At 35.0% G+C, this 14099-nt stretch carries 9 protein-coding genes and 2 tRNA genes; 1 reads left to right on the top strand and 10 read right to left on the bottom strand.

Translation table 11 applies throughout. The features are described 5' to 3' along the window. Positions 1–236: 236 nt before the first annotated feature. From LBH49_02460 to LBH49_02430, 7 genes are all read right to left on the bottom strand, one after another. Complete coding sequence (locus LBH49_02460) at positions 237–2087, bottom strand: hypothetical protein (GenBank protein ID MDR0351486.1); 1851 nt, start codon at positions 2085–2087, stop codon at positions 237–239. A gap of 83 nt (positions 2088–2170) precedes the next feature. Then, entirely contained in the window at positions 2171–3220 is a 1050-nt protein-coding gene (locus tag LBH49_02455) for a hypothetical protein (GenBank protein MDR0351485.1), read from the bottom strand. 102 nt (positions 3221–3322) lie between these two features. Then, positions 3323–3415: transfer RNA gene (locus LBH49_02450), tRNA-Ser, on the bottom strand. Positions 3416–3498: 83 nt separating this feature from the next. Further along, positions 3499–5484 (bottom strand): phospho-sugar mutase, encoded by a 1986-nt coding sequence (locus LBH49_02445; GenBank protein ID MDR0351484.1) that lies wholly within the window; start codon positions 5482–5484, stop codon positions 3499–3501. Between the two features lie 81 nt (positions 5485–5565). Continuing rightward, positions 5566–6699, bottom strand: coding sequence for a hypothetical protein (locus LBH49_02440; protein ID MDR0351483.1), 1134 nt, complete (start codon positions 6697–6699; stop codon positions 5566–5568). Between the two features lie 70 nt (positions 6700–6769). Further along, positions 6770–8044, bottom strand: a complete 1275-nt coding sequence (locus LBH49_02435; protein MDR0351482.1) for a hypothetical protein — start codon at positions 8042–8044, stop codon at positions 6770–6772. A gap of 53 nt (positions 8045–8097) precedes the next feature. Then, the gene (locus tag LBH49_02430) at positions 8098–8556 is read right to left on the bottom strand and encodes a hypothetical protein (protein MDR0351481.1); all 459 of its coding nucleotides are present in this window, start codon (positions 8554–8556) and stop codon (positions 8098–8100) included. Between the two features lie 135 nt (positions 8557–8691). On the opposite strand from LBH49_02430, the gene LBH49_02425 reads away from it, so the two are divergent. Next, positions 8692–8767, top strand: a tRNA-Gly gene (locus LBH49_02425). Positions 8768–8782: 15 nt separating this feature from the next. Here LBH49_02425 and LBH49_02420 read toward each other — a convergent pair. The 3 genes from LBH49_02420 to LBH49_02410 all read right to left on the bottom strand — a co-directional run bounded on the left by LBH49_02420 (position 8783) and on the right by LBH49_02410 (position 14086). Further along, complete coding sequence (locus tag LBH49_02420; protein ID MDR0351480.1) at positions 8783–9364, bottom strand: hypothetical protein; 582 nt, start codon at positions 9362–9364, stop codon at positions 8783–8785. Between the two features lie 92 nt (positions 9365–9456). Beyond that, positions 9457–10821 (bottom strand): hypothetical protein, encoded by a 1365-nt coding sequence (locus LBH49_02415; GenBank protein ID MDR0351479.1) that lies wholly within the window; start codon positions 10819–10821, stop codon positions 9457–9459. 175 nt (positions 10822–10996) lie between these two features. Next, the gene (locus tag LBH49_02410; protein ID MDR0351478.1) at positions 10997–14086 is read right to left on the bottom strand and encodes a hypothetical protein; all 3090 of its coding nucleotides are present in this window, start codon (positions 14084–14086) and stop codon (positions 10997–10999) included. Between the last annotated feature and the right edge of the window lie 13 nt (positions 14087–14099).

Below are 14099 nucleotides of genomic sequence, written 5' to 3'. Positions count from 1 at the left end.
GCATAACAATTATAAACATTAGTCAATCCCAATAGGGACATCAATAGGACATTTTTTGTACTCATAGTATTCTATTAAGTAACTATGACTTCCATCCTGACAACCCTAGATTTATTTTTCAGAACGATTTACGGGAATTTTACGCCCTTTTCGTTAAAATAGCCAAATTGTTTCAAATAAAAAAACTCAGCCATCGTACAAAACTGAGTTTTTAATCTTTTCAATGAAAATTGCTACTATTCACCATTAATTAAGAAATTCCTAACATCAGCGATTTTTTCCTGCAATTTACGGGATGCAAAAGGAATTAATACAATTTCTTCTATGAGGGATTTTAGGCCATTGATGAAATTATTGCATTCATTGGACGGAACTTCACATTGGTTAAAGGTTTTAATGGCATTTAAAACTTCTTTAGTCATTCTCATTAGAGTTCCTTTCGCCATGGTATGCACATCACTGTAACGTGACATATCAAACAGATCTAAGAAGGGAAATCTGTCAATCATTTTTATGAAATGACCATGAAGTTGATGATCAAACAACTGGCTATCGACCGACGGTAAAGATATTCTTTCACAGAAATTTATAATTTTTCTATTCACATTTCTTGTCGCATTGGCCCAAAAACCAAGGTTCTCTATCAATTCTCTAAAGGCTAAATCATCTGCCAAATCCGTACGCCGTTTAGCAATCCTTCTGGCCACGTTGATCGATTTGTTTTTTGTCGCATTTACAATAGAATTTATGCTAATAACAAAATTTTTGTCTATCATAATATCTGGACATTCAGATACTCTATAGCCAAATTCACGTTCTACCAAATCGCTTAAACTACCGGTATAGTGGATATTACCTCTATTATAGCTGGATAGTTCATTAAATACACTAAGCACAGCCTGATCATCCACTGATAATTGAGATCCAAGAAACTCCATGACCTGGTATTGGGATCTTAGATAAGCTTCCTGTTGCCTTAGAACAAGAAGTTTTATCTGATCAAATTTTGCACCGGAAATATAGGGCCCTAGCTCTTCGGACCTGATCGCAAAAACCTTTGCATCGATCTGTTCAAATAGCTCATCAAAAACTTTTTCCATCTGAGGCTGATTTTGGGACTCAAAAACCTTTGCTTTTTTCCCATGAAAATCGCGTGCAATCTTTCTGAGGCTTTCTCCAATTCTCAAAGATAGCGAAAAAATGGATTCCACATCTCTTCGCAGAGCCTTTTGCTCATCAGCGCTCAATAGATTGGTTTCTTGGAGTATAATACTTCTGTATTGATTTGGACTTATGGTCGGCCTTGGGAAATTTTCCAATTTCTGTGCTTCGGTAAGATTAGCCAAATAGACAGGAACATTTAATTTCGAATTCCCAATATAACTCAACTTTTCACCTAATAATGCGAAAATGGATGGCTCTTGACTTATTAAGTATTTTTCCTCTTTTTCATATCTCTTTTTTTCTTTTGCTAGTTTTTTATCCCTTATATCTTTAAATTCACGACTTTTAGGAACGGCCGCTTCTGCCAACGCCTTTAGAAATGCTATTTTTTCCGCCTCGGTCATTTCCTCAACTTTATTCTGAGCGTAAATTTCTACGCTTTCTTTTGCTCTTTCGTCATTTCTATATATTGGTTTTTCCGCATTCTCATCTATTTTCAATAATTCAGCCCTTTTTCTAATAACATCTTCTGCTCTCTCTTTCAGTATTTTTTTTCTTTCGTCAACGAGAGCCCTGTTATTGTCAGTATTATAATGAGTTACATTCGGCCTAGGGTTTGGCTGAGTATTAATGGGCCTATTATTTACAACACTACCATGATTGCTTCTGAACGTTTTTATTTCATGCCCATTATCAAACATCTTAGCCCTTTCCTTTAGAGAGCTAGATACAGCTGGATTGTTGCGCACAAATGCTTTCGGGCTTGGTCCAACATTTTCTTTGTTCTGGACATTAAACATCTTAATTCTATTCGCAAAAGCATTACTAGGGCCACTACCTTCACCATATATTGAAGCTTTCGCAATCATTAACAAAATAGCTCCCACAAGTATTTTCTTATTATTTTTATTACATCCATCCATAAAACTAATCCTAATATAAGTGATAGCTATGTCAATTTATAACGTCAGTAATGAAAATATTAATGGTGTAAATTTGATAATAATTAAAAAATTATCAATCCTCCATGGATTTTAAGCATTTCTCTAATTTCATTGATTCTATTTTGTAATTCATTATAGAGCACTACATCTTTATTTTGAATATAATCTAATATTATATCTTTCGAAATATTATTTAATCTATTCTCATCGGTTGCATGAATTAAAATATTTTCCAATAAAATTTTAATTTTTCCATTGAAAGAATCGTCATTTTCGCATGAAAAACCATAATCAATCATGCTATCATTCATATCCGTTATTTTGCGGTATAACTGAAATTCATTCTCATCACATTCTCTTACAAGTTCATTATACAAAGACGGATACCGGGAATCAAGATCTTCAACCATTCGATGCATAAGACTATAAATAGTATGATTTTTTCTTAATACATTAAAAAGATATCTTAGCACAGCCTCCCAGTCAACATTCTCATTTTCTGGCATACAATAACCAGGCATATTGTCTTTTTTGGCCACAAGAATGTTTACAACTTTACGCAATGTAGTTAAATCTCGAGACATAGATAGACCACCCGAAAGCTTATTCAAATGCAGATCATGCTTATTGATATAGGCTTGATATTCATCATGACTTAATCCCTCTATCAATTCATTGTATAGACTTTCACATTCACTTACTACAGATTGAGAATATTCCGCTAATTCAGGGTCCATAGCAGGATTCAGCTTATAAATTGCTTTATCTACAAGCTCATTAATATTGTCTACTGTTTTCGTCTCACAAAAGATGTATTTTACTATATATTTCCAATCAATTTCTAAATTTTCACACAGATCATCGCTGAGAACACCAGCTTTTTCTTCTATAAAATATAACACACACTCATCTAAAGTCTCTAAATCTAGAACGCCAAATATGCCATAGGTAAGACTATATAAATTACGGTCCACCGGCTCACTGATGCTATCATCAATATCATAACACGATAATTCATCATAGCTCCGCTCTACTAACGGGCATCTAGCCTGACAATCACAAACATTCGTTAATCCTAACAGAGATATTAATAAAACATTTTTTGCGTCCATAGCCTTTTATTGAATAGAGATATTACCACAACGTCAATTATAATTTATACATCTCAAAACGATTTACAATTCTCAAACACTTATTCGTTAAAAATTAGACACTGGCGGAGAGAGAGGGATTCGAACCCTCGAGCCCCGTTTTATAAGGCTACCTTCTTAGCAGGAAGGCGCTTTCGACCACTCAGCCATCTCTCCGAACTGCCCATTTCTAAGGAAACTTTACTATCAGGTCAAGAGAAAGAGCCAAAGTTTATTAAAAAGGTAAAACAATTTTAATCCTAATCCATGGAACGCTTTTCCGCATCTGCTTCCAAAAAATTTTTTAGCGAATCCAATCTGGATTTTACTCTATTTACACCATTGACAGTCATTTCAGAATCCATGGCAGTGGTACTGCAAAATATATAAAACTTTATCTTCGGTTCGGTACCACTTGCTCTAACAGCATAGGCATCGCCATTTTCTAACTCCAGAAACAGAAAATCTTCCCGAGGTACTTTACAACCATCGGCATCAAAGATAGAGCTCTTTAAAAAATCACGAATCTTGACCACAGTTCGCCCAGCTACTGTCTCCGGTGGATTTTTTCTATAGGAATTCAAAATATTTCTGATTTTCTCCACTCCACTGGCACCTTCATAGTATATGTTTAATAATATATCGTCGTAATAGCCATAGGTATTATAAATCTCATCGCGAAAATCTATCAACGTTTTTTTGCCAAGATCCGTCATCATTTCGCAGACCATCGCCGCGGCAGCATTGGCATCCTTATCCCTAACCACATCGCTGACCAAACAACCATAACTCTCTTCACAACCAAAGACATAGAACTGGCTATGCTGGAGCAAAAGTTTTCTCCTTTCCCCTATTTCAATATGGTCATAATCCACATGGCCATCGCCTAGTTTTTCCATTAACCGCTGTGCATAGCTATTAATTTTATTGCCAAGCCATTTAAATCCCGTGAGCGTATTTATGCACTTCAAGCCATGATCCAGCGCTATCTTTTCGACCAGAGGAGTGGTGACAAAGGTTTTCAATACCACAGCATTTTTGGCACCATTTTTTGGCAAAATCCCCAGCTCTTTCATCTTTCTAATCCGATGCTCGAGCAGAAGAGCTCCGGTCATATTTCCAGAAAATTTTTCAAATTCTCCGTCATTATTTCTGGCAGCAATGGCCATGCGATCAGCATCCGGATCCGTTGCTATCACCACATCGGCGCCAACGGCTTTGGCCTGATCAATGGCAAGCCTCAATGAATCGAAATTTTCTGGATTTGGAGACTTAACGGTGCTAAATAGTGGATCATGGACCATTTGCTCTTCAACACAAATGACTTTCATTCCAAGAGATTTTAAAACAGGAACAGTTATCACATCTCCGGTACCATGCAGTGGTGTAAAAACAATTTTTCTGGTACATTTTTTTATCGAATCCACATCCAGAACCGAATCTTTCACCACGGCCATATAGGCTTCTTCGGCCTTTGGATCTATTATATTTGAAAAATTTCTGCCCTCTATGGCTTTAAACATGGTCATGCTATCCGACAGCTTTAGCTGTGAAAAATTCTTTATTATGGCAGCAGCATGGGGATCAATTACCTGGGCACCATCGGCAAAGTAAGCCTTATAGCCATTGTCATGATAGGGATTATGACTGGCTGTGATTACCACTCCGGCAATGGCCTTGAAATATCTAACCGAAAAACTCAACTGAGGCGTGGATCTCGGTCCGGCAAAAACCATGGCCTGACCACCGAGATACTCCCAGGTTTTGGCAGTAATCTCGGCAAACCATTTCGAAAAAAGCCTCACATCATAGGCCACAATTAACAGCATCTCGCGCCGCTGGGATGCCGCTGCCTTTTTACAATATTTATGCAATGCAGCTGTGGCCCGAACCACGTTGAAGTGATTTAAGCATGCACTGCCAATGGCTGGAAATTCTGGCGAGGTATTGACACCATTGCCAAGTTCGGCCATGGTGATGCGATCACCCACGGTACGACCACGGATACCTCCGGTCCCGAAATTAAGTGTCTTAAAAAACCTATCGTTAAGTTCATTGAACTCACCGGCATCAACCAGTTCAACGATCGATTCTCGGACAGTTCTTGAAGAATTTTCACAGCCATACCATTCTTTGATATTCGCAAGAGAACTTTTAGACAACGTGCCTCTTGGAATTTTATTAAAAAGATCAGACATTCCTCTTCTCCCCGATAATAATGTGAAAAAAAAATCTATAACATCCATTGGATTATGCAGCTAACAAAACTTCGTTAGTATCAGAACTCCAATCTATTTCAAATCATTGTTAATAATAAAATTACAAAATCATTTATAAACCTTTTTACACCTTGTACATATAAATGTTCCGTCAGGATTATCTATGGATCCTGATTTATATATGAACTCATTTGCAGACTCATTTGCAGACTCATTTGCGGATTTTGATTTGCCATCATCCGGTCGGCACAACAAATTTCCAATAAAATTGTATATTGATTTATATCCATCATAAATAGAAATCATACCGCACTTCGAAGCCGAAGTGATTTTATCAAAAATTTTACAAGTTACTGAGACAATTTTTGGATAATAGCAATACAATGCCATGACACCAATCATGGTACCAACACCGATATAACATTTTTTGGCCGCATCCGATCCCAATACCTGCATGGTCTTTTTGACTGAATACCATGAATCATGGGGCTGGTCTTCCTCATTGAAATATTTATGTATTGTTTTTTTTGGTCTTTGCCTCATATAGCTTTCGTTTTCTGACAATTCTTCACTGGGTTCGTCATACTCATCGCTAACATTATCTTCATAGTTATTGAAAACTTCCTCCGGTGTATCCTGATCAGGCACTTTATGGTCTTTAATCAGAATACATAGGTCACCATCGATTAAACTATTATTAAATTTCAATAACCAGATGGCATCATCTAGGCCCTCAAATTTACTGAGTATATTAGATTGATTTTCATCTCCAACAGATGGAATATTGCATAGGCGCGAACTCTTCTTTTTCTTGATGAAAGAGCTAATATGCTCATCTTTGATAATGAATACCACTGGTTTTTCGTCAATTGCATGACTGAGATCTATAATATGGTTATGGCTAATAAAATTAAGACCTAAATTTTCATAATAATCTTCAGTGAAAAGATTATCATCTGTGGATAAATTTGACATATCTAGTTCTATATTAGAATTTCCTTCTATATTCTGGTAAAACGCTGCCATCGCCAGTGGCAATGCTTTCTTATATTCGAAAGGAATTTTTACGACTACTCGGTTATAGGTTTTTAATAACTTATTAATCCTCTTACTATGTAGCTCTATATTATCTAACCTAATTTCTTCATCATTTTCTGTTTTTATAGTTAATTCTACTTCGGCTTTACAATTTACCGCAAACCATAGACATGTGACCAATAAGACTCTATACCATAAATACATATTACTTATATTTTACACAAAAAAATCCATTCGCAATGAATATTTACAAAATTCTTACATTTGTACTGATCTATATGAAGTCCAATGAAAACGCTGTCACTGCCTGGTCATCATTAACTGCATACAAAATCAATCTACCATTCATTTCACTGATGCATATGCCGTCTGTATTCTTTGTGTATATGCCTGAGAAGGATTTTACATGCGCGAGAGTTTGAGCATCAAAAACATGAAATATGGTTGTTTTCTTTTTTCTTTGCTCCACAGCAAGCCAATAGGATCGTCCGTCTTTTTTGAAAAACCATACACCTTCTGGGTCTCCTTGGGAAAAGAATTCGCTGTTAATTTTTTTATTAAGATATTCACCATCAAAAGAATATAATTTCAATTCATTAGATTTTTCATCAGCAATCAACAGTGTTTTATTATCCAGATTACCATAGATCGATTCAAGCTTCCCAAATTCTCCGACACCAAATTCATCCTTAATGCCAAACTGCAATGGATCCATCTGATTCATTTCTTCATCCAAAATAAAGGTGACTATCCTCCGGGCATCATCATTTTCGGACTTCTTGGTCTTACCATCATCGGTGATATATACCAAATAATAGTCATCGACCTTACAGACGAAGATACCATAGGGCCTAAATAGAATATCTTCACCAAAGGTACAAATATGGGCATAATCCGGAATAGAAAATACCTGAATCCTGGAGTTATCTCTTTCGGTAACAAAGAGCAGATTGTCAATGGCTGCAACTCCATTTGGCCTATTTAATTGGCCCATGTCATCGCCCTTACCGCCAAATCTCCCAAGGGGAACGCCATTTCTCGCATCGTACATCTGGATGGTATGATCATTTTTGGCGGTGACGTAGATCCTATTACCTGCACAGGCCACCGAATCGAGGTTGTCGCTGTGATTTTGTGGAGTCATCCATAATTCCACTATTTTTTCTATTTTGTCATCTTTGCATTTTTTTTCATATTTTTTACATTTTCTGGTATTCTTGTATTTTCCACAGAAGCTCTTGCATTTTTTTTGGCATTTTTTTTGGCATTTATCATAGCATATTACATCATAACATATTTTACCATAGCATGTTTTTCCATGTTTCTGCACATTGAAACACACTTTACCATTGTATGGTACGCCATTCATTGACTCGTTGCAACCTGAATCATAGGAACATAATTTGTCACAATCAATGCTGCAATCAATCATTCCACAATCCATAGCTTTATCACCACAGCAATGAGAGTTACCATAACTATCTGTATTGCCCACTATCGTCAAAAAAGATAAAAGGCTAAAACCGATCATTTTTCCATACCCATTCATGGGTTTTATTATGCAAATAAACCGCCACATGTCAATCTTAATAAGCCAATGATCTATCTAGATATGTCATTTTGACCTAGGACAAGCAACCCCATCTTGCTTAACACAGTAGATGTCATTCTAGGATTATCAGCACTGATGACAACCACCACAGATCCATTTTTTTGCACAAGCATGGGATAGATATAATTTATATTTATTTCGGCATTGGCCATGGTTTGGACTATATCTACCACTGTGCGCACCGAAGGCAGTGCTACGCCGATGAGTTTCTTTTCGACAAAATTTAGAGAATGAGCCATAAGAAGCTCCTTGACCTCTTCCGGATAACTCGGCACAATCCTTACAATGCTCAGGTCTTCATGATCGACCAACGAAATGCCAAGTATAGGTTCATCATGGCTATGAAATAGTTGCATTAATGTATTAAGGCTACCAATTTTGCTATCCAGAACAACAGAAAACTGTGATATCAATTCATGGCCATTAGATTTAATTGTGACATCACTCATAGCTAATAATGGTATGGTTCCGAGGAGAAAGTCGAATCGAAAAATCTATTATCAGGCCTTGGTACATTAGTTATTTGGTTAACATATTTGTTCTTGACTGCGATTGGTCAAATTTTCAAGTTAAGAATAGTTATTGCGAGCGTAACTCAATTGGCAGAGTGCCACCTTGCCAAGGTGGATGTTGAGGGTTCGAACCCCTTCGCTCGCACCAGATATGGATAAATCATTACAATTTGTTCTCTTTTTTCATCATTTCTTCGATCTCTTTGGTTAGTTCCTTGACGTGATTCATTAGCTCATCCAAAGTTTGATATTTACTGCAATTAAATTCATCAAAATACTCCACCCAGTGGTTATGATCGCCATCGATAGAACTTCTTTTTGTATATTTTTTCAGTACCATTAATGTCGCCAGAAATAGGTATTCGGTCCTCATATTAATTTGGCGCCATAGAGACTGAGGAGATGGATCGTTAGCCGAATCGAGGCTACGAAGATGGGGACCAATTTGGGATTGAATCTCACCAGATATTTTAATGAGATTATTTTTATCCATATCCATTAGCTTTTCTGGATTAACATATAGTTCCATCAACCAATCCATGGTTTCGATCTTTCGCCGAGTTAAATGGTTGCAATAGGAAAATCCGAAATATTTTACGTACCTATTGAAAATATCTGAAGTGACATAGACATCTTCATCCTGAGTCCCATTCAGATGGCATTTACCTTTTGTTTTAGCGCAAAAGCCATGACTAGTGATACCTAATCCCAACATCAACCCAAAAATTAATATTTTTGCTTTCATAATTTTTTTTAAAATTCTATTAAATATTGTTCAACGGTAAGCATGCCTACGAAAATAAGATCATTTCATGCTAGTTCATCATTTTTAAAAGATTACTTTTCACAGAAATTTTCATGCTCTTCCTTTAGCGCTTTGCTTAAATCTTTCGATACAATTTCACTTAGTATTTCTACGACCTTATCGCCTACATTATATTTTTCAAAACCAGCATCGCTTATCCCAGAAAGTTCCGTCATTATCATCATTCTTGAAACTTTCATTGCTATTTTATTTATTTTATACCTCTGCGAGTAAAATTTTTCATACATCATTTTATAGCTATTCCACTCATAAGACTTTTCTATATTATTCCTAAATTTAGTACAAAAATTCAAGACATTCTCTCTTAGTTTATTGTGCCATTTCGCAAATATACCATATCTTTTCTCCAATCGACAGTAAGATTCAAAGCTATTCACCATATATTTTTCAGCATTTTTATAAACATCAAAAATATGCTTAACATTTTCAAAAGACTTCATATCAGCATAGTTTTTAATTACTGCTTCAAATGCTTCCCTGTCACCGCCATTACCTTCTATTATTCTGTCAAATATTGCATCAAACTTAGCAATATTATCGTCTATCATTTTAATTTTTTCTTGAAAGAAATTGAGCATATCATGTATCTCATTCTCATTTCCTCTCGTATTAAAAAATCTTTTAAATAAATTTTTCGACAACGAAGCATTTATATCTGGCAATGAATCTTGTATCTTACACTCTTCAATTTCTTCGAGCAATTGAGTCATTATCATTATAGCACTTCCTCTAATTGCACAAATTTCCCAAATCATTTCATCTACTATATCTCTAAACTTGTTATATTTATTAATAAAAATCTCAAACCGCTTATTTATTTCATATAAATTTTTATCATTTTTTCCTTCTTTTTTATATGTTTCCTCAAAATTATGTATATCATCGCTTATTTCTTTAATCTTTCTTAACCTTATGCTGTCGTACATTTCTTTAATTTCATTATAATCACGACATCTATATACCATATATTTTCTGCAAAGCTCTCCAATGGCTTCATAGTACTTTCCCTTCGAGTCTTCAATGTTACTAAATGCCGTTTCGTCAGTAATACATCTGCGGACCTTTTGCATATCATCTATAGTTGTGGAAATATTTATTATTGCATTCGATATCCTTTCTATAAAAGAATCTAAACGCTTACACAAATCCTTACCTATGATCATATCCTTTGATTTTTCAGTTCTTCTTACTCTTTCGATCATATCTTCGCCAAAACCTCTTACTGTCTCGATCAATTCTTTTGCCTTCTCAGTTAGGCCTAGGCTAGCAACTCTAGATGAAGTGAAAAAATTTTTCACTCTATTAACTATGCTATATTTTTGCTCTATCTTAGGAAATTCATGCCGATCACTATAACTACCATTAGAATTTGGCATACATAATATTATCCATAGTAAACCTAAGATAATTTTCCCTATTTTTCGCATTTCCATGTTAAAAATTCTATTAAATACCGATTCAATTGCAAACACATTTAGGCCAGAATAAATTTTCCCTTGGATAATAGGGAAATCCTATTCTGGCCGGCATCAGTTTTAACAACTAGATTTTTTAATAATCCAAATATTTATATGCGCCTGAGGATTTTCTGGTATTATATATCTCTTTATTAAAATCAATGACACTTTGTATTCTACTAGCCATTTTATTTAGTTCATCTCCATCGATATATTTTCCTCTATTCTCCGAATCAGCATTGGTGTCATATCTCGCATGGCCAAGCTTATCCAATGCTATTCCAATAACAAAGTATAGAGCCGAAATTCTCTGAAATGATAGATCGACTATTTTTCTCCGATAGTTGTATTCCATGCTGAAATGTTTACTAATTTTTTTCGAATATTTATGGATGCTATTTCTAATAGTGTCTATTTCTGTAAAAAATTTTTCCAACTCTTCGGAGGTAAAATTGCGGGCCGTTCCTGGATTGGAATACAGCGACCTAACTTTTTCCATCATAGATCGTTTTGTCTCAGTAATATTTCTACAATAATTTTCCCCAAAATCCTCCTTGTCAATGTTCTCTATATTTTCTAATTTCATAAAAATTTCATTTTTAAGATTATTAGCTTCTATTTCCAATCCATGCCTGCTATCGCATAGTACTTTCAAATTATCAAGTTTAACATTATATTCATTCATTTTTTTCCTTAAGCTATTACAGTCTATTTTTTGACTCTCAAGCAGACGGAGATCTTTCTCAATTGATTTAACCTTATCTAATTTAATGTCGAATATTTCATTAAACTTATTAAAAGACTTATCAAACAGATCAGAATATTTACCATTGGCTTCATTGAAACGGTTAGTAATAGCCATTTTTTGGTTTTCTTCCTTAAGGATATTGGTTAAAATTTTATTATATTCCTTATATTTTCTAATAACATCATTCACCTCTTTAATTGCACGATCCATAGTCCAATAGTCATCATCAAGCAACCTTAATAGGTGTTGCTCATTTTGTTTTGCCATATCACTTTCGGACTGAGGTTCATTAGTAGTAGTATTATTAGTATAATTATAGCTAACATTAGTCATATTATTAGTCGTATTTAAACTACTAAAATTATTCCTCAACTTGGATTCAAGTTCTGATAAACTAGACCCAACATTTTGAGTTACATTATCATATTTGTTTTTCACAAATTCTACCGTATCATTTGCAGATTTTTTCATAAATTCTACCGTATCACTTGCAGATTTTTTCACAGAATTTACCATATTACCCAATCGGGACCAAATAGATCCTTCATTAACTTTGTCATTAACTTCGTCATTAACTTCGTCATTAACTATATTAGCTGTATAGAATGTACTGTTACCACTTGATCCATCATTTATAAACGGATTTTTTATAAACAGATTTTTCCTTTTTTCCATAATTTCTGTAACACTGTATCCTAATTCCATAGCACTTTTCTTTACTGAGTAATAACGTTTACATAACGCATCAAACTTTCTTTTAGCCTCATTATATCTACCTAACATAGATTCTTTTACATTACCATATTTATCATCAAATTCCTCACATAGATCTTTTAGGTTTCCTTCTCCATCGGGAAGCATTTCCGAGTATATAAGTCCAGCATCTGAATCTATTTTAGCTCTGTAAGCATATTGACAATCATCCACATTGTTGTTAACCCAATCAACATATTCCTTACCAACTTCATCTATCTTTTTCTCTACCAATGCATTATGATCATTTGCTCCATTGGTTAAAACCCGTAAATATTCTTTGTATTTATTTTCAATGCCAGTTAGCTCATTATTTTCGGAGTTTATTATGCTATTAATATAGCCTATTTTACCGTATAGTTTTTTCATATCATCCTTCATGGCATCTTCCCTCTCCTGATTTTCTTTCTGCTTCTCTTTAAACTGTTTACTTTCCTCGACAATCCTGACTACTTTTTGTTCCGATGGAATGACTATTTTTGGATTTGATTTAAAGAAATTCGCAGCTTTCTCCGCGGTAGATTGATCATCTTGATATAACATCAGAGCCGTTGATGGCGTTTCTGGCGTGACCACTGTCGGTGGTATTATCGATGATTTTTCGGCTGAAAACGACGCTAATGCTGGTGTCTCTGGTATCCCCAGTATCTGGTTATGATTATCCTTGGCATTGTCAAAATAATCTTTCAATTTTCCAAAGGCGGATGATGCAAAATTTTTGATCTCCGGGCCAAAGTATGCGCCAATGGCTGCACTAGCCGCTGCACCAGCTCCAACTATTATGGCAGTTTTATGTCCTTTAACAAATGACTTTACCGAAGAAAAAGCTCTCTGAAATTTACTTTGCTGCGGCGCATTGGGCTGAACTGGTTTCCATTTAAAAGAACTGTCCATTGAGGTATCAATTGTAGGTATAGACTCATTCCGCTTAATAGGCCTTTTCTTCATGCCACTGGGCATGACCATGGGCATCTGTTCATTTATACTATATATGACACAACAGTATTTAAATCTATCACTTCTTATGTCATTTTCCTGTTCATCAAATAAAGCTTTTTGGTTCATATTATTACGAATATTATAAATGCGGCCATCTTGTTCTGAAATATTGCTGATGCCGCTATCTCCTTTTGTAATAGAACATATTAAATATTTGCCTTTTTCTCCTAGCAATTTGGCAGATTCATACACTAATTTATTAAATTTAGCATACTCTTCATGTCGATAATCTGGAAAGGTCTTATATACATAACCATTTTTCATTATTATGTACATCAAATCAGCCTTTAAGGCATCTTTAACCGATCTAACTTCTTCTCTATCCTGAACAGAATTATTGCGTATTAATAAAACGCATAGCTCATCAGAATCAGGTATTCTTTTGTACATATCACAAAAAACTCCTTTGAAACTTTCTATCTCTTGCGAAAAAATATTTTTAGGTTTTGGCATATTAGAGCGTCGACGAGGCAAGAATGATTTATAATCACTCCATCCCCCGCTATTACTACCATTGCCGTTAGGTATTTGACTTCCTTGCAATCCATAACTATTCATAGACCTTTTATCGAATTGTTTAGATTTATAATCACTCCGTCTCCCTCTATTACTACCATTGCCGTTAGTATTGGGGATACATAGTATTATCCATAACAATCCTAAAATAATTTTTCTTGTTCTCATAATCCCTCCTATT

The organism is Puniceicoccales bacterium (genome assembly GCA_031255005.1).
Lineage (GTDB): Bacteria > Verrucomicrobiota > Verrucomicrobiia > Opitutales > LL51 > JAIRTH01.
Note: the sequence above shows the minus strand (reverse complement) of the source record. Positions and strands in the feature narration are given on the sequence as shown.

Bases quoted from the DNA above. Each gene is read 5' to 3' on its own strand.
- LBH49_02460 (MDR0351486.1), bottom strand. From the start codon at position 2,087: ATGGATGGATGTAATAAAAATAATAAGAAAATACTTGTGGGAGCTATT.
- LBH49_02455 (MDR0351485.1), bottom strand. From the start codon at position 3,220: ATGGACGCAAAAAATGTTTTATTAATATCTCTGTTAGGATTAACGAAT.
- LBH49_02445 (MDR0351484.1), bottom strand. From the start codon at position 5,484: ATGGATGTTATAGATTTTTTTTTCACATTATTATCGGGGAGAAGAGGA.
- LBH49_02440 (MDR0351483.1), bottom strand. From the start codon at position 6,699: ATGTATTTATGGTATAGAGTCTTATTGGTCACATGTCTATGGTTTGCG.
- LBH49_02435 (MDR0351482.1), bottom strand. From the start codon at position 8,044: ATGAATGGGTATGGAAAAATGATCGGTTTTAGCCTTTTATCTTTTTTG.
- LBH49_02430 (MDR0351481.1), bottom strand. From the start codon at position 8,556: ATGAGTGATGTCACAATTAAATCTAATGGCCATGAATTGATATCACAG.
- LBH49_02420 (MDR0351480.1), bottom strand. From the start codon at position 9,364: ATGAAAGCAAAAATATTAATTTTTGGGTTGATGTTGGGATTAGGTATC.
- LBH49_02415 (MDR0351479.1), bottom strand. From the start codon at position 10,821: ATGCCAAATTCTAATGGTAGTTATAGTGATCGGCATGAATTTCCTAAG.
- LBH49_02410 (MDR0351478.1), bottom strand. From the start codon at position 14,086: ATGAGAACAAGAAAAATTATTTTAGGATTGTTATGGATAATACTATGT.